This window comes from Nonomuraea sp. NPDC051941 (genome assembly GCF_044593615.1).
The window spans coordinates 63,661-83,245 of record NZ_JBIUCF010000037.1 but is presented as its reverse complement, the minus strand read 5'-3'; the positions used below and the strand labels follow the sequence as shown (position 1 = coordinate 83,245).

19 protein-coding genes are annotated in these 19,585 nt (G+C 70.8%); 12 read left to right on the top strand and 7 right to left on the bottom strand.

Annotated elements, in window-relative coordinates:
- Positions 1-2: 2 nt before the first annotated feature.
- The 4 genes from recR to ACIHFD_RS45315 all read left to right on the top strand — a co-directional run bounded on the left by recR (position 3) and on the right by ACIHFD_RS45315 (position 3,536).
- Complete coding sequence (gene recR, locus ACIHFD_RS45330; RefSeq protein ID WP_103957155.1) at positions 3-602, top strand: recombination mediator RecR; 600 nt, start codon at positions 3-5, stop codon at positions 600-602.
- Positions 595-1,122, top strand: a complete 528-nt coding sequence (locus tag ACIHFD_RS45325) for a DUF5063 domain-containing protein (protein WP_350724082.1) — start codon at positions 595-597, stop codon at positions 1,120-1,122. The genes recR and ACIHFD_RS45325 overlap by 8 nt, the downstream gene beginning before the upstream one ends.
- Positions 1,123-1,206: 84 nt before the next feature.
- A complete protein-coding gene (locus ACIHFD_RS45320; protein ID WP_350724080.1) occupies positions 1,207-2,481 on the top strand; it encodes an aspartate kinase in 1,275 nt (424 codons plus the stop codon).
- Complete coding sequence (locus ACIHFD_RS45315) at positions 2,478-3,536, top strand: aspartate-semialdehyde dehydrogenase (protein ID WP_397372187.1); 1,059 nt, start codon at positions 2,478-2,480, stop codon at positions 3,534-3,536. The genes ACIHFD_RS45320 and ACIHFD_RS45315 overlap by 4 nt, the downstream gene beginning before the upstream one ends.
- A 113-nt stretch (positions 3,537-3,649) precedes the next feature.
- Here ACIHFD_RS45315 and ACIHFD_RS45310 read toward each other — a convergent pair whose 3' ends face one another.
- Complete coding sequence (locus tag ACIHFD_RS45310) at positions 3,650-4,510, bottom strand: hypothetical protein (protein ID WP_397372186.1); 861 nt, start codon at positions 4,508-4,510, stop codon at positions 3,650-3,652.
- 265 nt (positions 4,511-4,775) lie between these two features.
- Between ACIHFD_RS45310 and ACIHFD_RS45305 the strand changes: the two genes are divergently transcribed.
- The 4 genes from ACIHFD_RS45305 (at position 4,776) to ACIHFD_RS45290 (ending at position 8,339) form a co-directional block, all read left to right on the top strand.
- Positions 4,776-5,444: a TetR family transcriptional regulator gene (locus ACIHFD_RS45305; RefSeq protein ID WP_350724074.1), complete on the top strand. Its 669-nt coding sequence runs from the start codon at positions 4,776-4,778 to the stop codon at positions 5,442-5,444.
- Between the two features lie 62 nt (positions 5,445-5,506).
- On the top strand, positions 5,507-6,466 hold the full coding sequence (locus ACIHFD_RS45300; protein WP_397372185.1) for an LLM class F420-dependent oxidoreductase: 960 nt from the start codon (positions 5,507-5,509) through the stop codon (positions 6,464-6,466).
- A 22-nt stretch (positions 6,467-6,488) separates the two neighbouring features.
- On the top strand, positions 6,489-7,907 hold the full coding sequence (locus ACIHFD_RS45295; protein WP_397372184.1) for an amidase: 1,419 nt from the start codon (positions 6,489-6,491) through the stop codon (positions 7,905-7,907).
- A gap of 78 nt (positions 7,908-7,985) precedes the next feature.
- On the top strand, positions 7,986-8,339 hold the full coding sequence (locus ACIHFD_RS45290) for a YkvA family protein (RefSeq protein ID WP_350724070.1): 354 nt from the start codon (positions 7,986-7,988) through the stop codon (positions 8,337-8,339).
- Here ACIHFD_RS45290 and ACIHFD_RS45285 read toward each other — a convergent pair.
- The 4 genes from ACIHFD_RS45285 to ACIHFD_RS45270 all read right to left on the bottom strand — a co-directional run bounded on the left by ACIHFD_RS45285 (position 8,336) and on the right by ACIHFD_RS45270 (position 11,745).
- Complete coding sequence (locus ACIHFD_RS45285) at positions 8,336-9,532, bottom strand: amidohydrolase family protein (RefSeq protein ID WP_350724068.1); 1,197 nt, start codon at positions 9,530-9,532, stop codon at positions 8,336-8,338. The two genes, ACIHFD_RS45290 and ACIHFD_RS45285, sit on opposite strands and share 4 nt — an antisense overlap.
- 164 nt (positions 9,533-9,696) lie before the next feature.
- Entirely contained in the window at positions 9,697-10,440 is a 744-nt protein-coding gene (locus ACIHFD_RS45280; RefSeq protein ID WP_397372183.1) for a tyrosine-protein phosphatase, read from the bottom strand.
- Positions 10,441-10,450: 10 nt separating this feature from the next.
- On the bottom strand, positions 10,451-11,236 hold the full coding sequence (locus ACIHFD_RS45275) for an SURF1 family protein (RefSeq protein ID WP_397372182.1): 786 nt from the start codon (positions 11,234-11,236) through the stop codon (positions 10,451-10,453).
- Positions 11,237-11,277: 41 nt separating this feature from the next.
- Complete coding sequence (locus ACIHFD_RS45270) at positions 11,278-11,745, bottom strand: helix-turn-helix domain-containing protein (protein ID WP_350724063.1); 468 nt, start codon at positions 11,743-11,745, stop codon at positions 11,278-11,280.
- Positions 11,746-11,803: 58 nt separating this feature from the next.
- On the opposite strand from ACIHFD_RS45270, the gene ACIHFD_RS45265 reads away from it, so the two are divergent.
- The 3 genes from ACIHFD_RS45265 to ACIHFD_RS45255 all read left to right on the top strand — a co-directional run bounded on the left by ACIHFD_RS45265 (position 11,804) and on the right by ACIHFD_RS45255 (position 13,940).
- Complete coding sequence (locus ACIHFD_RS45265; protein WP_397372181.1) at positions 11,804-12,319, top strand: GNAT family N-acetyltransferase; 516 nt, start codon at positions 11,804-11,806, stop codon at positions 12,317-12,319.
- The gene (locus ACIHFD_RS45260; RefSeq protein ID WP_363978970.1) at positions 12,316-12,906 is read left to right on the top strand and encodes a TetR/AcrR family transcriptional regulator; all 591 of its coding nucleotides are present in this window, start codon (positions 12,316-12,318) and stop codon (positions 12,904-12,906) included. The genes ACIHFD_RS45265 and ACIHFD_RS45260 overlap by 4 nt, the downstream gene beginning before the upstream one ends.
- 74 nt (positions 12,907-12,980) lie before the next feature.
- On the top strand, positions 12,981-13,940 hold the full coding sequence (locus ACIHFD_RS45255) for an NAD(P)-dependent oxidoreductase (RefSeq protein ID WP_397372180.1): 960 nt from the start codon (positions 12,981-12,983) through the stop codon (positions 13,938-13,940).
- A gap of 13 nt (positions 13,941-13,953) precedes the next feature.
- Here the strand turns inward: ACIHFD_RS45255 and ACIHFD_RS45250 are convergent, their stop codons facing one another.
- Positions 13,954-14,256 carry a hypothetical protein gene (locus tag ACIHFD_RS45250; protein ID WP_357746688.1) on the bottom strand — a complete coding sequence of 101 codons (303 nt, stop codon included), beginning with the start codon at positions 14,254-14,256 and terminating at the stop codon, positions 13,954-13,956.
- Positions 14,257-14,732: 476 nt separating this feature from the next.
- On the opposite strand from ACIHFD_RS45250, the gene ACIHFD_RS45245 reads away from it, so the two are divergent.
- Positions 14,733-16,124 (top strand): methyltransferase, encoded by a 1,392-nt coding sequence (locus tag ACIHFD_RS45245; RefSeq protein ID WP_397372179.1) that lies wholly within the window; start codon positions 14,733-14,735, stop codon positions 16,122-16,124.
- Positions 16,125-16,391: 267 nt separating this feature from the next.
- On the opposite strand, the gene ACIHFD_RS45240 is transcribed toward ACIHFD_RS45245, so the two are convergent.
- Positions 16,392-19,391, bottom strand: a complete 3,000-nt coding sequence (locus tag ACIHFD_RS45240) for an AfsR/SARP family transcriptional regulator (RefSeq protein ID WP_397372178.1) — start codon at positions 19,389-19,391, stop codon at positions 16,392-16,394.
- Positions 19,392-19,585: the final 194 nt, after the last annotated feature.

Sequence of the window (19,585 nt, the reverse complement as noted above, 5' to 3'; positions counted from 1 at the left end):
GCATGTACGAGGGGGTCGTCCAGAACCTGATCGACGAGCTGGGCCTGCTGCCCGGCGTCGGTCCCAAGAGCGCGCAGCGGATCGCGTTCCACCTGCTGGCGGCCGATCCGGCCGACGTCAAGCGGCTCGCGCACGCGCTGCTGGAGGTCAAGGAGAAGGTCCGTTTCTGCCGCGTCTGCGGAAACGTGGCCTCCGAAGAGGAGTGTCGGATCTGTCGTGACCCGCGCCGCGACACCCACGTGATATGTGTGGTGGAGGAGTCGAAGGACGTCGTCGCGATCGAGAAGACGCGCGAGTTCCGTGGCACGTACCACGTGCTCGGCGGCGCGATCAGCCCGATCGACGGCGTCGGCCCCGACGACCTGCGCATCCGCGAGCTCATGACACGTCTGGCGGATGGCCGGGTCACCGAGCTCATCCTCGCCACCGATCCCAACCTCGAGGGCGAGGCGACGGCTACCTACCTCGCCCGTCTGGTCAAGCCGATGGGCATCAAAGTGACACGACTGGCCAGCGGTCTGCCTGTGGGCGGTGACCTCGAGTACGCCGACGAGGTGACCTTGGGCCGCGCTTTCGAAGGACGGAGGCTGCTGGATGTCTGACCAGTGGAATGCGCTGGCCGAAGAGATCTCCGGGCACGCGCAGGACTACGTCGACGGCCTGACCAGGGTCGCCGGCGGCGAGGGCGGCGACGCCATCTGGTCGCTGCTGCTGGTGGAGGTCGCGCAGGTCAGCCTGGCCGGCGCCAAGCTCGGGGCCAACCGCGACGTGATCCTCGCGGGCAACTACGAGCCGGCCATGAGCGAGGACCCCGACATCGACGGCGTCCGCACCGCGCTGGCCGAGCGGCTGCGGCCGGTCGACGACTACGCCGAGGTGTTCGACCCGTACAAGGACACCGGTGTCACGCCCTACCGGCTCTCGGACGACCTGACCGCGGTCGCCGCCGATCTCATCCACGGCCTGCGCCACTACCACGCGGGGCGGCCCCACGAGGCGCTCTGGTGGTGGCAGTACTCCTACTTCAACACCTGGGGCAACCACGCGGGCGCCGCGATGCGTGCCCTCCAGGCCCTGGCCGCGCACTCGCGTCTGGACGTCGCCGAGGAGACGACCGTCTGATCGTCCAGATAGTGGTACAGCCCATCGGGTTCATGAGAAGCCCCCAGTAGACTGGCAGCTCACAGTCCAAACCGGGAGACTCTCGTGGCGCTCGTTGTGCAAAAGTACGGTGGTTCGTCCGTCGCCGACGCGTCCTGCATCAAGCGGGTCGCGCAGCGGATCGTCGCGACGAAAAAAGCCGGCAACGACGTGGTCGTGATCGTCTCCGCCATGGGCGACACGACGGACGAGCTGCTCGACCTGGCCGAGCAGGTGTCGCCGCTGCCCCCGGGCCGCGAGCTCGACATGCTGCTGACCTCGGGCGAGCGCATCTCGATGGCCCTGCTGGCGATGGCGATCGCCAACCTCGGCCACGAGGCCCGTTCGTTCACCGGCTCGCAGGCAGGTGTGATCACCGACTCCATCCACGGCAAGGCGCGCATCATCGACGTGACGCCCAGCCGCATCCGTGAGGCGATCGACCTGGGCAACATCGCGATCGTGGCCGGCTTCCAGGGCGTCTCGCAGGACACCAAGGACATCACCACGCTGGGCCGCGGCGGGTCCGACACCACAGCGGTGGCGCTGGCGGCGGCCCTGCAGGCCGACGTGTGCGAGATCTACACCGACGTCGACGGCGTGTTCACCGCCGACCCCCGCATCGTGCCGGCTGCGCGGCAGATCCCCAGGATCTCGTACGACGAGATGATGGAGATGGCCGCGTGCGGCGCGAAGATCCTGCATCTGCGCTGCGTCGAATACGCTCGCCGGTTCGACCTGCCGATTCACGTACGCAGCTCGTTCAGCACCAAGGAAGGCACCTGGGTCGTCTCCGACCCTTACACCGAAGGAACCGAGATGGAGCAGCCGATCATCTCCGGCGTCGCACACGACCGGAGCGAGGCCAAGATCACAGTTGTCGGGGTCCCCGACAAGGTCGGAGAGGCTGCCTCGATCTTCAAAACGCTGGCCGACGCCGAGATCAACATCGACATGATCGTGCAGAACGTCTCGGCCGCGGCCACGGGCCGCACGGACATCTCCTTCACGCTGCCGACGGCCGACGCCCAGACGGCGCTGGCGTCGCTGAAGAAGATCCAGGGTCAGATCGGTTACGAGTCGCTGCTCTTCGACGACCAGATCGGGAAGGTGTCGCTGATCGGCGCGGGCATGCGCTCGCACCCCGGCGTCACGGCGACGTTCTTCGCGGCCCTCGCCGACGCGGGGGTCAACATCGAGATGATCTCCACCTCGGAGATCCGCATCTCGGTGGTCGTCGAGCAGGACGGTGTCGACACGGCCGTGCAGGCCGCCCACCGCGCGTTCTCGCTCGACGCCGACCAGGTCGAAGCCACGGTGTACGGAGGTAGTGGACGATGAGCAGGCCCAGTCTCGCCCTGATCGGCGCCACCGGCGCCGTGGGCACCGTCATGCGCGACATCGTGTCGTCGCGTGCGGACATCTGGGGCGAGATCCGTCTCGTCGCCTCGCCGCGTTCGGCGGGCAAGGTGCTCCAGGTGCGCGGCGACGACGTCGTGGTGCAGGCCCTCGCGCCCGAGGTGTTCGACGGCATCGACATCGCGATCTTCGACGTGCCGGACGAGGTGTCGGCGGTATGGGTGCCGATCGCGGCCGAGCGCGGCGCGATCGTGATCGACAAGTCGGGGACGTTCCGGATGGAGCCGGACGTGCCGCTGGTCGTGCCCGAGGTCAACCCGCTCGACGCCCGCAACCGGCCGCGCAACATCATCTCGACCCCCAACTGCACGACGCTGTCGATGATGGCGGCCATGGGGGCGCTGCACGCCGAGTTCACGCTCACGGAGCTGGTCGTCGCCTCCTACCAGGCGGTGTCGGGCGCCGGCGTGGCCGGCTCCGCCCGGCTCTACGACGAGGTCGAGGCGCTGGCGGGCGACCGCACGGTGGGCCAGGCGGCCGGTGACGTACGCAAGGTGCTGGCCAACAAGCTGCCCGACGACTCGCCGTTCCCCGCGCCCATCGCGTTCAACGTGGTGCCGTGGGCCGGCTCCTACAAGGACGGCGGCTGGGCCTCCGAGGAGCTCAAGCTCCGCAACGAGTCCCGCAAGATCCTCGGCATCCCCGACCTCAAGGTCTCCTCGACCTGCGTGCGCGTGCCGGTGATCACGACTCACTCGCTGGCCGTGCACGCGCGGTTCGAGCGTGAGATCACGGTCGCCGACGCGCACCGCGTCCTGGAGGCGGCGCCGACGGTGGTCCTCATGGACGACCCGGCCAACGGGGTCTACCCGACGCCTCTCGACGTGGTGGGCAACGACCCGACCTACGTGGGCCGCATCCGTCAGGCGATCGACTTCCCCAACACGCTCGACCTGTTCGTGTGCGGTGACAACCTGCGCAAGGGCGCGGCGCTCAACGCGGCGGAGATCGCCGAGCTGGTCGCTGGCGAGCTGTAACCTCATCCGGATGGTGTGACGCCGTGCGTTCCGCACGGCGTCCGCCGTCCGGTGCTGTCCAGGTGGTGTGACGCCGTGCGCTCCCCGCACGGCGTACCCTCACCCGGGCTCTGTCACCGGAAGAGGATGTCCCAGTGGTCGCTCTCGTCGGCGAAGACGGTGCCTGAGCCGGAACGGTAGAGCCGGGCGCCGTCGCTGCGCACGCCGGCCTTCGCGTGGTAACGCGTGATGTGCCGGTCGATGCAGGTGTTGTGAGAGATGTCGAGCTTGTAGCCGTTGCCGTGGCTGTACTGCCCGGGGGCGTGGCCCGCTTCCGTGCCACCCGTCACCATGATCGGGCAGCCGCTCTCGCGCTTCAGCTCGATCATCCGGGCGATGGTCCCGGTCCGCACCGAGTCGAGCGACGTGCAGTGGTGCACGTGCTTGCTGGAGCAGTTGCCGGTCGACTTCATCCGCACGCCCCCGCTTCTCAGCCAGCCGGTGGCCAGGCCGTGGGACATGTGCATGGCCCCGAAGCGCGGCAGGACACGCGTCAGATCGACTTCAGAGCGCCTGAGCGCCCCGCGCGGCCGTACCCGGGGCATCCGGGCCACTCTGGTGCGTACGCGGCTCTTGGCGGATCTGGTGGCCGGAGATCGCGGTGCCATCGCCGGCGGGTCGATGACCGTCAGCTGCGCGGGCCCATGCAGGCGGGGCGGCGTCCAGTCGTCGGGCGGTCCCTCCTGTTCGTCGGCCGAGTCGCTGAAGGGCCAGCCCGGCGTGGCGGTGATGTCCTCACCGGCCGCCATGAGCCGATCGAACGCCCAGGCACGGCCCGAGTCCGGCCCGGCCTCCTGCTCCGAGCCCTCGGACTCGGCCGATTTTTGGCTGTCCGGCGCAGCCGACCCTTCGGGGTGGGTGGCGGCTGAAGCGGCCGAGGCCAGCGCGATTATGGTTATCTCAATGCCGAGGAGTGCGACTACTGCGAGGCGCACTGTTCCACGTATCCACATGTCGATGCCTTTTCGCGGAAATAGCCCTTCCGCCTGAAACGACAATCCCACCATTCGCAGGAGATAACTCATGCCGCAGGTGCAACTTTGCCTTGTGGCGGTGATCACCGTGCGGCTACATGACCTTGGACCGCAAAACCTGCTAGGTTGGACTGCTGCTATGGCCCTGACCAGACACAACAGAGGGACAGCAGCCTGATGAGCGGGTTTTCTGCCCGACGCCCGATCACGACGTAAAGTGACGAACGTGTCCGAAGCCCGAAACCGAGGATCGGAGAGCACCCGAGACGTCATCGTCGAGACGGCATTGCGGTTGTTCAGGGAGCGCGGTTTCGACGCGACCACGATGCGTGCCATCGCCGCCGAGGCCGGGGTGTCCGTGGGCAACGCCTACTACTACTTCGAGAGCAAGGAGGCGTTGATCCAGGCGTACTACGACCGCGCCCAGGCCGAGCACGAGGAGGCCTGCAGGGAGTTCCTGGCCACCGAGACGTCGTTCGCGGCCAGGCTGAGCGGGGTGCTACGCGAGTGGGTACGCGTCTCCGAGCCTTACCACGAGTTCGCCGTGAAGTTCTTCAAGCACGCGGCCGAGCCCACCAACCCGCTGAGCCCGTTCAGCAAGCAGTCGTCCCCGGCCCGTGAGGCCTCCATCGAGATCTACCGCCAGGTCGTCGAGGGGTCGCGGGACCGCATGAACGCCGAGCTGCGTGAGGAGCTGCCCGAGCTGCTCTGGCTGCTGTCCATGGGCATGGTGCTGTTCTGGGTGCATGACACCTCGCCGGGCTGCGCGCGTACGTACCGGCTGATCGAGGTGACGGTGCCGCTGGTGGACCGGCTGGTCGGGCTGTCGCATCTGCCCGGGTTGAGGGGGATCACGAAGGACTTCATCGCGGCGGTCCACGAGTTGCGGGCCTAGGACGCCATACCGGTCGGTTGGTAGGGTGGAGCGGCCGCTGCGGACGCGCTTGGAGGCCGTGAATGAGTCGCAACTGGGGCATGACCATCCCCTTCTACGATCGCCCGCTGTCGAAGTCGCGGGAGCTGATCGCGGAGCTGCCCGAGCTGGGCTACACCGACGCGTGGTCCGCCGAGGTCAACGGGGCCGACGGGTTCGTGCCGCTGGCGATGGCCGCGCAGTGGGCGCCGGGGATCAGGCTGGGCAGCGCCATCGTGCCCGTCTCGACGCGCGGCCCGGGGCTGCTGGCCATGTCCGCGGCCACGCTGGCCGACCTGGCGCCTGAGCGCTTCGTGCTGGGCATCGGCGCCTCGTCGCCGGCGATCGTCGAGCGGTGGAACGCGGGGCGGTTCGACAAGCCCTACGCGCGCACGCGCGACACGCTGCGCTTCCTGAAGAAGGCGCTGGCCGGGGAGAAGGTCTCGGAGACGTACGAGACGTTCGAGATCAAGGGGTTCAAGCTGGAGCGGGCCCCCGAGCTCCCGCCGAAGATCGTGCTGGCCGCGCTGCGGCCCAGGATGCTCCACCTGGCCGCGGCGGAGGCCGACGGCGCGATCACCAACTGGCTCTCGCCCGACGACGTGCGCAAGGTGCGCGCCGAGATCGGCAAGGGCACCGAGCTGATCGCCCGCCTGTTCGTCTGCGTCAGCGAGGACGTCGGCCGCGTGCGCGAGATGGCCAGGTGGATGCTGGCCACCTACCTGACCGTCCCGGTGTACGCCGCCTTCCACGACTGGCTGGGCCGGGGCGAGGTGCTGCGGCCCATGCACGAGGCGTGGCAGGCGGGCGACCGCCAGGCGGCGCTCAAGGCGATCCCCGACGAGGTGGTCGACGCCCTGATCGTGCACGGCGACGCGGCCACCTGCCGGGCCAGGATCCAGGAGTACGTGGACAACGGCCTCGACACCCCTGTCCTCGCGCCCGTCCCGGGCGGTGAGATCTCCGTAGAGCAGGCCGTGCGCGAGCTGGCCCCCAAGAGATAGCTCCCCGAGCGTAGGAGGGTGCATGGACGACGTACTCAGGCTGGACGCGGTCGGTCAGGCGCAGGCGGTCAGGGACGGGCAGGTGACGGCGAGGGAGCTGGCCGAGGCCGCCATCGCTCGCATCGAGGCCCACGACGGCGAGTTGAACGCGGTCATCCACCGCCGGTTCGAGCGGGCGCTGGCGGAGATCGACTCCATCCCCAAGGAAGCGCCCTTCCGGGGCGTGCCGATCCTGCTGAAGGACCTCGGGTGGCGCGAGTCGGACGAGCCGTACAGCGGGGGCTCGAACGTACGCGACGGCGTCGAGCCCGGCGTCGACGGCTACGGCGTGGTGAGCCTGCGCGAGGCCGGGTTCGTCCTGCTCGGGCGGACGAACACCCCGGAGTTCGGCAGCACGATCACCACTGAGCCGGTGGCGTTCGGGCCCACGCGCAACCCGTACGACCCGGCGTACTCGGCGGGCGGCTCCAGCGGGGGGTCCGCGGCGGCGGTGGCGGCCGGGATGGTGGCGCTGGCCACCGCCAGCGACGGCGGCGGCTCGATCCGCATCCCCGCGTCCCTGTGCGGCCTGGTGGGGCTCAAGCCGACGCGCGGGCGCGTGAGCCTGGGTCCGGTCATGGGGGAGGGGTGGAGCGGGTTCTCGTGCCCGGGATTCGTCACCAGGACCGTGCGCGACACGGCGGCGGCCCTCGACGTCGTGTCCGGCCTGCGGCCCGGTGACCCGTACGACGCCCCCGCGCTGCCCGGTCCGCTGGCCGACGAGGTCGGCAGGGAGCCGGGGCGGCTGCGGGTCGGGTTCGTCACGAGGCATCCCAACGGGTCCGTGCCCGAGGTGCCCGCGTTGACGGAGGCCGTGACCAGGGCCGCCGTGCTGCTGGAGTCGCTCGGTCACGACGTCGTGCCCGGCGGCCCCGGGGCGCTCGCCGAGCCCGGCTTCGCCCAGCACTTCGGCGCCATCGTGGCCAACAACCTCGCCGCGCACGTGGAGAGCCTGGGCGAGCTGCGCGGCGCGCCCGTGCGGCCGGAGGAGCTGGAGCCGCGCAACGCCGCCATGCTCGGCGCGGCGCGCACGCACAGCGCGGCCGACCACATCCTGGCCACCCAGTGGATCGACGGCTACCGCCGCCGCATGGCCGCCTGGTGGAGCGCGGGCCACGACCTGCTGCTGATGCCCTCGCTGGGCGTCGCGCCGTTCCCGCTGGGCTGGATCCCGCCGGAGGACCTCAGCGTCGCGTTCGGCCGCACGGCGCATGCCGTGGCCTACACCTCGCCGATCAACGCGACCGGCCAGCCCGCCATCTCGCTGCCGCTGCACACGAACGCGGCCGGCCTGCCGGTGGGCGTGCAGCTCGTGGCGGCGGCCGGGAGGGAGGACCTGCTCGTCCGGGTGGCCGCGCAGATCGAGCGGGCCAGGCCGTTCGAGCACGCGGCGCTGCGCTGACCCCGTCCGGAGCGGGTCAGGAACTCGTGGCGGTCCCGACGCGTTATGTCGTGAGAAGCCGGGGGTAGGGGGTTCCTCATGATGGCGAAGGCAGCACGGGCAGCGGCGGCTTGGCGGACTTACCGCGACGTGACCAAGCCGGGGTCACCCGGCCTGATGACCAGGGTCCGGGCGATCCCGCGGATGGTCGGCGCGGTCATGCGCGGACAGTACGCGGGCATGGGCAAGAGCAAGCTCGCCATGCTCGGACTCGGCGTGGTCTACATCCTGTCACCCGTCGACGTGGTGCCCGACTTCCTGGTGATGGTCGGCGTGGTCGACGACTTCGGCGTGTTCCTGTGGCTCGCCGCGACGCTGCTTGGCGAGAGCGGCCGCTACGTCGAGCACGAGCGCAACGTCATCCAGGCCAGGCTGGTCGAGGAAGAGGGTTAGATCTCCTCCATCCGTAGCCAGGCGCGCGAGGGCAGCGGGTGGCCGAAGAGGCGGGCGGCGTTGCCGTAGGCGACCCTGGCGATGTCGGCGGGCGGGAGCGTTCCGAGATTGCGCGCCACGGACTTCTGCGTGTCGGGCCAGGTCGAGTCGGAGTGCGGGTAGCCGCTCTCCTGCAGCACGTGGTCGAGCCCGACCGCGAGCCGCACGCCGGACAGCGCGTGGTCGTCGAGCGTGCCGAAGAAGAAGTTGCGGCGCAGCACCTCGCTGGGCTTGAGCCCGCCCTCCCACGACGCCTCGCTCGCGACCGGGTGGTCGAGGGCGTAGTCGGCGCGCTCGGCCAGCATGGGCAGCCAGCCCACGCCGCCCTCGACGATGAGGAGGCGCAGCGAGGGGAAGCGCAGCGGCACGCCCGACCAGAGCCAGTCGGCGCAGGCGAACATCGCGCTGGTCGGCATCAGCGTGGTGATGGCCTCGATGGGCGTGTCGGGCGAGGGCACCGGGGACCACGACGAGTCGCCCGTGTGCAGGGCGACCACCGTGCCGGTCTCCTCGCAGGCGGCGAAGAACGGGTCCCAGTGGCCGGAGTGGATCGACGGCAGCCGCAGCCGGGTCGGGAACTCGGGGAAGACCACGGCCTTGAAGCCGCGGGCGGCGTTGGCGCGGATCTCCTTGGCGGCCACGTCGGGATCGGGCAGCCACGGGAGCTGCAGGCCGATGATGCGCTCGGGGTAGGTGCCGGCCCAGACGTCGATGTGCCAGTCGTTCCACGCCTTGACCAGGGCCAGACCGAGCTCCTGGTCGCGGGTCCTGGCGAACGGCATGCCGGACTGCCCGGCCAGCATGCCGGGGAAGCACAGCGCGGCCCAGATGCCCGCCAGGTCCATGTCCTCGACGCGGGCCTCGATGTCGTGGCAGCCGGGGCGCATGTTCTCGAACCTGATGGGGTCGAGCGTGCGCTGCTCGCGGGGCAGTCCGGCGCCCACGTCGATGCCGGCGCACGGGTATGTCGCCCCGCCGTAGCGCCAGACCTGGTGGCCCGCCTCCGTATCCACGACCTTGGGCGCGACATCGGCATATTTCTCCGGCAGCCGCCCTTCGAACAGGTCGGGAGGCTCGATCAGGTGATCGTCGGCGGAGATGATCACGTAGTCGCGCCGCCTCGGGTCAGGGTCGGGGAGCAGCGGCGTAGTCACGCAGGTAACCGTACGACGGCGGGATAACGTCGAACAAGCTGCGACGTATCCGTTGGGTATCCGAGATCTTCGACCCGGGACCGCCGGGAGGGGGGGCCGACGGGCGGTCCCAGGCCAGGGATGGGCCGCTCACCTGGACGCAGCAGGTGAGACCCGGCCTGCCACTACCCCTCGGAGTCCGGTTCAGTCAGCAGGTGGCCGCGTAATTCGGAAATGGTGGCCGGGGAAATGTTCAGGACCTGTGTGACATACGTCTCGATCGAGCCGTGCCGCGCCGTCAGGTCGCCGAGGAAGAGGCGCATGGCCTCCGCGGGCGCCAGGCCGAACCCCGGCCACATGGGCGCGTCGGGGTGCCTGCTGCGCCAGCTGGCGACGAACCGCTCGGTGGCCAGCCCGGTGAGCGCGTAGTCCGCCACGATGTCGTCCTCGCCCACGCCCGCCAGTGACAGGACCAGCGCGGCGAGCACCCCGGTGCGGTCCTTGCCGGCCGCGCAGTGGATCACCACGGGCGCGCTCTCGGCCCGCGCGATCGTCTCCAGGGCGGCCCTGAGGTTCTCGACGCCGTCCTCGGTCGTCTCCAGGTAGCGGTCGGCGAGGTATCTCCCGACCCCGCTCTCCTCGTCGTAGACCGTGATGTCCCAGCGACGCCCCTCGATGGGCAGGTTCTGGTAGCTCTGCCCCTCGGCGTCCGGGACACGGCCCCCCTTCTCGATCTCGTACGCATGCCGCAGGTCGATGACCGTACGCACGCGCAGCTCGCGGAAGATCCTGAGATCGTCTCCGGCCAGCCAGCCGAGCGCGTCGGCCCGGTAGAGCCGCTGCCATTGGACCGTGCGCCCGTCATGGGCGGCATATCCACCTACGTCGCGGAAGTTGAAGATGTTGGCGAACTCAATGTGGCGGATCACGCTCAACACCTTAATTGGCGGCGGTGACGGACTCCTTGGACGAATCGCCGGCCTTCCGCTCGGCCACCTCGCGGCGGATCAGCAGGACCCAGCCGGCCAGGGCGATGCCGATGAACAGCCACCACTGGACCCCGTAGGCCAGGTTGAGTCCGCCGCCCGCGCCCACGTCAGGCTCGGGCACCGGGGCCGGCGCCGTGGCGGGCGGGGGCGTCTGCTCGGTCAGCTCCACGTAGCCGCCCACCAGCCGGTACGGCAGCCCCTTGCCGATCTTGTCGGCGTTGATCAGCAGGACCTGCCCGGCAGGCAGGCCGGCGCGCTCCCGGATGCCGCTGGAGTCCTCGGTCTCGCTGAGCCGTAGCCGCCCGGTGACATTTACCTGTCCTGTGGGCGGAGCGGGCACCTCGGGCGTGGCGTCGGCGGTGGCGCCCGCCTTGACCCAGCCCCTGTTGACGATCACCGCGGTGCCGTTGCCGGTGACGAGGGGCGTCAGGACGTAGAAGCCGTTCTGGCCCTCCTGGGGGCGTCTGCGTACGAGGAGGGCGTGGGACGGGTCGTACGTGCCCGAGGCCGTGACCTTCCTGAACCGGTCGTCCGCGCGGACCTGCCGCCCCGGGACCGCCAGCCGCTCCAGCGGCACCGGCGCGGCCTCGATGTTGGCCGTGACCCGCTCGCTGTTGGCCGAGCGCTCCTCGAAGCGCCCGAACTGCCACCGCCCGAGGAACACGAAGGCGGGGATGACCAGCAGCACCACCACGTGGAGCGCGAGCCATCGGGGCGTCAGCAGGAACCGGTACACGCTTCAAGGGTAGGCACCGGAGGGGGTGCCCCCTCACGCGCCTAGGCGCTTCTGAGCTGGGCCCCCGACCCGGGCACCGCGGTCACCTCGCGCGGCCCGCTCACTTCGTGGCCGTCCGCGCACCGGAAATGCTGCTCGATGGGGGCCCCGCAGTCGCGGTGGGTCAGCAGCACCGCCGGCCCATCCTCGTCCGCCAGGTATTTGTCACCCCAGTGCATGAGCGCGACCAGGAGGGGATAGAGGTCGCGGCCCTTGTCCGTGAGCCGGTATTCGTCGCGCTGCCGCTGGCCGGGCTCGCGATAGGGCTCCTTGCGCAGCAGGCCCTCGTCGACCAGCCGGGCGAGCCGGGCGCTGAGCACCTGGCGGGGGGCGCCGGTGATCGCCTGCATGTCGGCGAACCTCCGCACGCCGTTGAACGCCTCGCGCAGCACCAGGAAGGTCCACTTCTCCCCGACGATGTCCAGGGTGCGCTCGATTGAGCAGTTGTCCACCCGGAAGGGAACGTTCATTGCCCCATTATATCTGAGTTCATTTGACAGACTCAGCGCTCGCGGGCAGGCTGAGTCTATGCAGGGAACCCAGATCCGCCCCGCGCGCCCGGACGACGAGGAACGGATCAGACGCTTCCTGGCGGGGCTGTCGCTCCACACGCAGACGCTCCGCTTCTTCACCGGCGTCAGCACGCCCGCCGCGGGGCTGGTGCGCACGCTGCTCGCGCTGGACGAGCGCCGCGACGCGCTCGTCGCGATCGCCGAGGGCGGCGAGATCGTCGGCCACGCCATGAGCTTCAGGGGCGGCTGCGCCGACGTGGAGGTCGCCGTGGTCGTGGCCGACCAGTGGCAGGGCCGGGGGATCGGGCCCAGGCTGATCGACGTGCTGCTGCTCAGGGCCTCCGTACGGGGTGCGCGGACCGTGGGCATGGACGTGCTGGGGGAGAACCGGCGCGTCCTGAGACTCGTCCGCCGGCTCTGGCCGGACGCCGAGATGAAGGTGACTTCCGGATCGGTGGAGGTGACCGCTATGATCGATCCACTTGGCCTATTTGCGGAACAAGGTTCTGTTGGCACACCATTGACAGCGTGAAGAGTGCCAAGAACGGACGCGACGGCCGTACCCGCATCATCGAGGGTGCCCTCCGCCGTTTCAGTCAGGACGGGGTCTCGGCCACCACGCTGGCCAGCCTCCGCGAGGAGAGCGGCGTCAGCGTCGGCAGCTTCTACCACCACTTCGCCAGCAAAGAGCATGTCTTCGGCGTGCTGTACGCGGAGATCCTGACCGCCTACCAGGCCGCCTTCCTCGCCGAGCTGGTCAGCCACGAGGAGGCCCGCGACGGCATCGAGGCCGTCGTGGCCTTCCACATGCGGTGGGCCGGCGAGCACCCGGAGAGGGCCAGGCTGCTGGTCAGCGAGCGGCCGCCGCGCAAGCACGAGCCCGGCGGCGCGGAGGTGGCCGAGGCCCGGCGCGGGTTCTTCCGCCAGGTCTCCGACTGGTGGCGGCCGCACATGAAGAACGGCCTGCTCCAGCCCGTCCACCCGACCATGTGCTACGTGCTGTGGCTGGGGCCCGCGCAGGAGATGTGCCGCCTGTGGTTCGCGGGCGCCCACACGCCCACGGAAGAGGAGATCAAGGGGCTGGGCGCCGCCGCCTGGCAGAGCCTCCGCCAGCAATGACAGGCCCCCGCAAGGGGCCTGACCAGCGCGGGGAGCGATGATCCGGGTACCGTCTGTGGTGTTATTGTCCACTTGTGACTCGACCTCGGGCGCTGGCACTGCCTGCTATGCCGGAGAGCGCGCTCGCCCGCTTGGGCGAGGTAGCCGACCTGGCCGAGGTTCCCGCGCGTCCCAGCCTCGGCTTCACCGACGAGCAGCTCGCCGACCTGGTCATCGAGACCGGCGCGACCGTGCTCATCACCGACGGCGACCAGGTTCGCACGTCGGTGCTCGCCCTGCCCCTCGACGTGGTGGCCGTCATGGGTCCGACCACCAGCGTGGACCTGGCGCTGGCCGCCGAGTACGGGGTGACCGTCCTGCACGCCGCCGACCGCGACCCCGAGTCGGTGGCCGAGCTCACGCTCGCGCTGATGTTCGCCGTCAGCCGGAACATCGTGGCCGCGGACCGGGAGGTGCGCCAGGGGCGCGTCGGCAAGGTGCCGCCCGCCCAGCGCCACCGCGGCAGGCGGCTGAGCGGCAGGACGCTCGGCGTCGTGGGCCTGGGCCGCGTCGGCAGGGCCGTGCGCTGGCGCTGCGAGGGCCTGGGGATGCGGGTGATCACCTGCGATCCGTTCGTCCCCGAGGCCACCCACACGCTGCCCGGCCTGCTGGCGGAGGCGGACGTGGTGTCGCTGCACGTGCCGCTGACCGGGGAGACGCGGGGCTTCTTCGGCTACCCCGAGTTCGGTGCGATGCGGCCGGGCTCCATCTACCTCAACACCTCGCGCGGCGCGCTGCACGACCTGACGGCGCTGGTCGACGCGCTGCGCCAGGGCCAGGTGGGCGGTGCGGGGCTCGACCACTTCGAGGGTGAGTGGCTCGATCCGGCCCACCCCCTGACGCGCCTGCCGAACGTGGTGCTGACGCCCCGCCTGGGCGGGGCCACGGGGGAGAGCCGGGAGGAGCTGGCCGGGATGCTGGTGGAGGACATCGCCCGGCTGCTGCGCGGCGAGCGGCCCGCCCACGCCTGCGTGCCCGCCCTGCCGTTCGCCTGATCCGCCTGGGCCGTCATGCGGGCTGGCGGAGGCGGGTGTGGACGCGCCAGCTCGCCCGGTCGAGCGAGATGTCCAGCCGCAGGTCGCCGCGGTGCCTGCGCAGGCCGGGCACGCGGACCCGGTCGTGCACGTCGAACCTGCCCCGATACGGATAGCCGAACCCCAGCTCGCCGGGCAGCACCCGCAGGTCGTCGCGGTTGCCGCAGCGCGGGCACGTCCAGGACACCAGGTCCATGCCGCGGTTGTAGTCGGAGCAGGCACGGAAGTATTCGTCAGGTCCGAACCGGGACTCGCAGGCCAAGCAAGGGATCAGCATGGGTCCGCTCCTCGGGGCGACGTGGCGACTCCTTAGAGATACCGCTCACTACTTGTCCGCCGCTTGCAGAACGCTTGGGTGTCTAAGTAACAGTATGAGCACACGGAGCGACGAGCCTGGGGCGGAGAGCGGTAGCTTGCGTGACCAGCGGAGCCCCGTGCGAGTGCGACCATCGGCTCAGAGCGACGAGCCTGGGGCGGAGAGCGGTAGCTTGCGTGACCAGCGGAGCCCCGTGCGAGTGCGACCATCGGCTCAGAGCGACGAGCCTGGGGCGGAGAGCGGTAGCTTGCGTGACCAGCGGAGCCCCGTGCGAGTGCGACCATCGGCTCAGAGCGACGAGCCTGGGGTGGAGAGCGGTAGCTTGCGTGACCAGCGGAGCCCCGTGCGAGTGCGACCATCGGCGCAGTATCCGGAAACAGTGCGAGCGCCGATGGTATCGGGCCATGCGGGAGTGTCCGTGGTGAAAGGATGGACTTGTGGAACGACTGCGCCATCACCTCCTGGAGACCGACTACACGATCGACGGCGTACGTGAGCGGCTGGGCAGCATGGCGGCCTCGGCCCTGGCCAGGGAGGAGCTGGTGCCGGCCCTGCGCGCCACCGCCGACCTCGATCCGCTGGCGGCGTCGATCAGGCTGTGGTGGCTGGGCGTTCCCGTCCCCGCCGCGTCCCTCGCCCCGGAGGTCCTCGACTCGGGGCTGGTCAGGCCCGACGGCGACCAGGTGAGCGCGACCGTGCACCTGCAGCCCTGGGAGACCGGCGGCTACCTCGTCTCCGACCGCAAGGTGCGCCCCGGCGACCCGGCGCTGCGTCCTGACCACGTGGTCGGGGCCGGCGGCGCCTCGGCCAACCTGGCCCAGCTCGCCACCCGCCGCCCGGTGGGGCGCGCGCTCGACCTCGGCACCGGCTGCGGCGTGCAGGTGCTGCACCTGGCCGGGCGGGCCGAGCACATCGTGGCCACCGACGTGAACCCGCGGGCCGTCGAGCTGGCCAGCCTGAGCTGGGAGCTGTCCGGCATCTCCGGCGTGGAGGCACGTACGGGGTCGATGTTCGAGCCGGTCGAGGACGAGCTGTTCGACCTGATCGTGAGCAACCCCCCGTTCGTCATCGGCCCCGGGGGCGGCCTGACCTACCGCGAGGCCGGCGGCGACGGCTTCTGCCGCGACCTCGTACGCCGCACGCCCGGCCACCTCAACCCCGGCGGCCAGGCCCACTTCCTGGCCAACTGGCTGCACGTCGAGGGCGAGGACTGGCACGACCGCGTGGGCGGCTGGCTGCGCGAGACCGGCTGCGACGCCTGGGTGGTCCAGCGCGACGTGCAGGACCCGGCCGAGTACGTCGAGCTCTGGCTCAGGGACGCCGCCGAGCAGGGCACGAAGGCGTACGCCGAGCACTACGACCGCTGGCTGGCCTGGTTCGACGAGCGGAAGGTCGAGGGCATCGGGTTCGGCTGGATCACCATGCGCAACTCCGGCACGCTCGACCCGGTCGTCCGCGTCGAGCACCTGGACCACCTGGTCTCGCTCCCGGTCGGCGACTACGTGGACTCCGTGCTCGACGCCATCGCCACCGCGCACCGCGTCAAGGAGCTGGACACGGCGCTCCTGCGCACCGCTGACGGCCTGCTCGACGAGCGCATCGGCCTGCCGGGCGCGGAGGACCCCATCCGCATCGTGCTGCGCCAGACGCAGGGCCTGCGCCGCAGCAGGGAGGTCGGCACGGTGGAGGCCGCGCTGGCCGGGGTCTGCGACGGCGAGCTGGCGCTCGGCCCCCTGCTCAACGTGATCGCCGAGCTGGTCGGCGACGGTGAGATCCTCGACTCCGACGCGGTCAGGCCGCTCATCGCGGAGGGTTACTTCCTGCTTTAATCGCCCGTCAATTGGACGTTGAGCGCTGGGGTGGAGGCTCATGGCCAAGACACGGACCCCGGGGGGTTCGAGGGCCGTGTCAGGTCCGGCCGGTCGTCTAAGGTGAGGCGGCTAGCCACTACGCGGAGCATCCGGATAACCGGGCCCCCTAGCGACGCGTGGTGGCGACAGATGACCGGCCGGGCTGCATCACGACACATTCGTGACGGCCTAGGGACAGCCTTGATCAACCATGTGTGGATGACACGTCTGGACGATGAGCTGTACTCAGGACTCGACGACGGCCCCTTCGGCGGGGATGGCCTCGATCAGGGCCTTGAGGTCCCCGGCCTCGGGGGCGCCGAGCCGGGAGAAGATCTCGAACGCCTGCCGTAGGCATTCCAGGCTCCTGGTCGTGCTGCCCAGACCGCGCAGCGCCTTGCCGAGCACCGTGAGCGACAGCGCCTCGCCGTACGGGTGGCCGATCTCGCGGGAGACCACCAGCGCCTGCTCCGCGTGGCGCACGGCCTCGGGGTGGCGTCCGGCGGCGATGAACGTCTCGGCCAGCCGGGAGCAGACCCGCTGCTCCCAGACGCGCTGCTTGCTGGCCCGGAAGAAGGCCAGGCACTCGGCGTGGTGGTGGACGGCCTCGGTGAGCCGGCCGACCCGGGACAGCACGATGCCGAGGTGGTAGCGGGCGCGGGCGGTCCCGGCGCCGCTGCCGATCTCGGTGAACAGCGCCAGGCCCTTCTCCGCCGCCGCGATCGCGTCCGCGGGCCGGCCGAGCCCCAGGTGGTCGCGGGCCGAGTAGCTGAGCACCAGCGCCTCGCCGGCCGGCACGTCGTTCGCGCGGTAGAACCGCATCGCCGCGTCGAACAGCTCCAGCGCCTCGATGTGGCGGCGCTGCCTGCCGACGACGACGGCCAGGGCGTTCAGCACCTCGCCGGTGACGATCTTCTCGCCGCGGGCCGTGGACAGCTCGTGGACGACCCTGAAGTGGCCCTCGGCCGCCTTCAGCTGGTTGTCGGCGAACAGCACCCGGCCGAGCACGTACCGGCTGCGCAGCTCGCTGCCCTGGTCGCCGAGCCGCTGCGCGGCGCTCAGCACGGCGCGCGTGCCCTGGGCGAACTCCCGCGTGTGCGTGCCCGCCTCCAGCAGCGGCTCCATCGCCACCAGCAGGTCTCCGGCGGGCAGCAGCTGCTCGCCGGCGACGGCCGACGCGGCGGCCTGGTTGATGGCCGCGAACAGCGAGTCGCCCTCGGCGATCAGCCAGGCCACGGCCTCGTCCACGCTGGTGAACGACAGCCCCTCGCTGATCGTCACGATGTTGGCCGGGATCATGCTGCCCTCGTAGGCCAGGCTGTGCGCGGACTGGGCCGAGGCCAGGTAGAAGCCGAGCAGCCGGTGCAGAGCCCGCGCCTTGGCCTCGGGCGGCTCGGTCTTGTCCAGCTGGCGCCTGGCGAACAGCTTGAGCAGGTCGTGGAAGCGGTAGCGGCCGGGCGCGGGCGCCTCGAGCAGGCTCGCGTCCACAAGGGACTCCAGTACGGACTCCGCCTCGAACTGGCTCACCGACAGCACGGCGGCCGCCGCCCCCGTCGAGATGTCGGGCCCCTTGGACAGCGAGAGCAGGCGGAAGGCACGCGCCTGGGCCGGCGCGAGCTGGCCGTACCCGAGCGCGAACGTGGCCTCGACGGCCAGGTTGCCCACGCGCAGCTCGTCGAGGCGGCGCTGCTCGTCGGCCAGCCTGGGCACGAGCGAGGCGACCGTCCAGGAGGGGCGCGCGGCCAGCCTGGCGGCCACGATGCGCACCGCCAGCGGCAGGAACCCGCAGGCGGCCACCACGTCCATGGCCGCGCCGTGCTCGGCCGACACGCGCTCGGCCCCGGCCACCGACGCGAACAGCGACAGCGCCTCGCCCGGCTCCATCACGTCGAGGTCGATGAGCCGTGCGGAGGGCAGGTCGGCCAGCTTGCCGCGGCTCGTCACGATGGCCGCGCACCCGGGCGAACCCGGCAGCAGCTGGCTGACCTGCTCGGCGTCGCGGGCGTTGTCGAGCAGCACGAGGATGCGGCGGTCGGCGAGGATCGACCGGTAGAGCGCGGCGCGTTCCGGCAGCCCGTCCGGGACGATGTCCGGCGGGATGCCGAGCGCCCGCAGGAACCCGCCGAGCGCCGACTCGGGCACGGTCGCCTCGTCGGTGTAGCCGCGCAGGTCGGCATAGAGCTGGCCGTCGGGGAACAGGTCCTCGGCCAGGTGCGCGACGTGTACGGCCAGCGCGGTCTTGCCCACGCCGCCGATGCCGGAGACCGCGATCACGGGCACGCCCTCGGCCGACGACTGCGCCGACGACTGGGCCGACAGCAGCGTGCGGAGCCGTACGGCGACCTCCTTGCGGCCGGTGAAGTCGTTGACGGCGGCGGGGAGCTGCGCGGGGCGCGGCAACTGCGGGACCTGGCGCTGCTCCGGCTCCTCCACCGGCTCCTCGGCGGGCACCTCGGCGGCGGCCAGCGTGGGGTCGGCGGCCAGGATGCGCTGGTGCAGCGCGGCCAGCTCGGGGCCCGGCTCGATGCCGAGCTCCTCGACGAGGGCCTCGCGCGTCTCGGTGAACACGTTGAGGGCGTCGCCCTGCCGCCCGCACCGGTAGTAGGCCAGCATGAGCTGGGCGCGCAGTTTCTCGCGCAGCGGGTGGTCGGCGGTCAGCGCGATCAGCTCGGAGACGACCTTCGCGTGGTCGCCCAGCTCCAGGTCCACGTCCATGAGCGTCTCGACGACGCTGATGCGGCGTTCGACCAGCCGGTCGCGCTGGTGCTCGGAGTAGGGGCCGACGGTCCCGGCCAGCGGCTCGCCCTCGAAGAGCGACAGCGCCTCGCGCAACCCCTCGGCGGCCTCGCGCAGCCGGCCGCTCTTGCGCGCGCTCTCGGAGTCCTGGACGCCGCGTTCGAAGCGGACCAGGTCGAGCGAGCCGTCGGGCAGCCGCAGCGCGTAGCCCCTCCCGATGGACGTCAGCAGCTCCGGGCGGGAACGGGCGGGCCTGTCCGGCTCCAGCACCGTACGCAGCCGGGAGACGTAGGTGCGCAGGGCGCCCAGGGCCCGCGGGGGCGCGTCCTCGCCCCAGACCGCGTCGATCATCTCGTTGGGGGTGACCGCATGGCCTTCACGCAGCAGCAGCATGCCCAGGATGGAACGCTGCAGCGGAGTGCCCAGATCGAGCTCCTGGCCGTCACGCCAGGCGCGGACAGGACCGAGCACGGCGAACCTCAGCCCGCCCTCGACGCTCTGACCAGCCATGCCGAATGTCTCCCAGCCAATGGATCGTTTTGTTACCAAATGATAGATCCAACGTCCTTTGTCACCTAGACTCCGGACTGATCGTTAAATGTGCCGTTGATCCGTCTTTGATCCGGTGTTGAGCGTGCCCCTGGATGCTGATGGTCGGCTAGGCATGACTCACACCGCGGGGGCGTGTCATGTAGAGCACTCGT

Excerpts from the sequence above, each read along its gene's own strand:
- recR (WP_103957155.1), top strand. The coding sequence starts at position 3 with ATGTACGAGGGGGTCGTCCAGAACCTGATCGACGAGCTGGGCCTGCTG.
- ACIHFD_RS45325 (WP_350724082.1), top strand. The coding sequence starts at position 595 with ATGTCTGACCAGTGGAATGCGCTGGCCGAAGAGATCTCCGGGCACGCG.
- ACIHFD_RS45315 (WP_397372187.1), top strand. The coding sequence starts at position 2,478 with ATGAGCAGGCCCAGTCTCGCCCTGATCGGCGCCACCGGCGCCGTGGGC.
- ACIHFD_RS45300 (WP_397372185.1), top strand. The coding sequence starts at position 5,507 with ATGAGTCGCAACTGGGGCATGACCATCCCCTTCTACGATCGCCCGCTG.
- ACIHFD_RS45295 (WP_397372184.1), top strand. The coding sequence starts at position 6,489 with ATGGACGACGTACTCAGGCTGGACGCGGTCGGTCAGGCGCAGGCGGTC.
- ACIHFD_RS45290 (WP_350724070.1), top strand. The coding sequence starts at position 7,986 with ATGATGGCGAAGGCAGCACGGGCAGCGGCGGCTTGGCGGACTTACCGC.
- ACIHFD_RS45270 (WP_350724063.1), bottom strand. The coding sequence starts at position 11,745 with ATGAACGTTCCCTTCCGGGTGGACAACTGCTCAATCGAGCGCACCCTG.
- ACIHFD_RS45265 (WP_397372181.1), top strand. The coding sequence starts at position 11,804 with ATGCAGGGAACCCAGATCCGCCCCGCGCGCCCGGACGACGAGGAACGG.
- ACIHFD_RS45250 (WP_357746688.1), bottom strand. The coding sequence starts at position 14,256 with ATGCTGATCCCTTGCTTGGCCTGCGAGTCCCGGTTCGGACCTGACGAA.
- ACIHFD_RS45240 (WP_397372178.1), bottom strand. The coding sequence starts at position 19,391 with ATGGCTGGTCAGAGCGTCGAGGGCGGGCTGAGGTTCGCCGTGCTCGGT.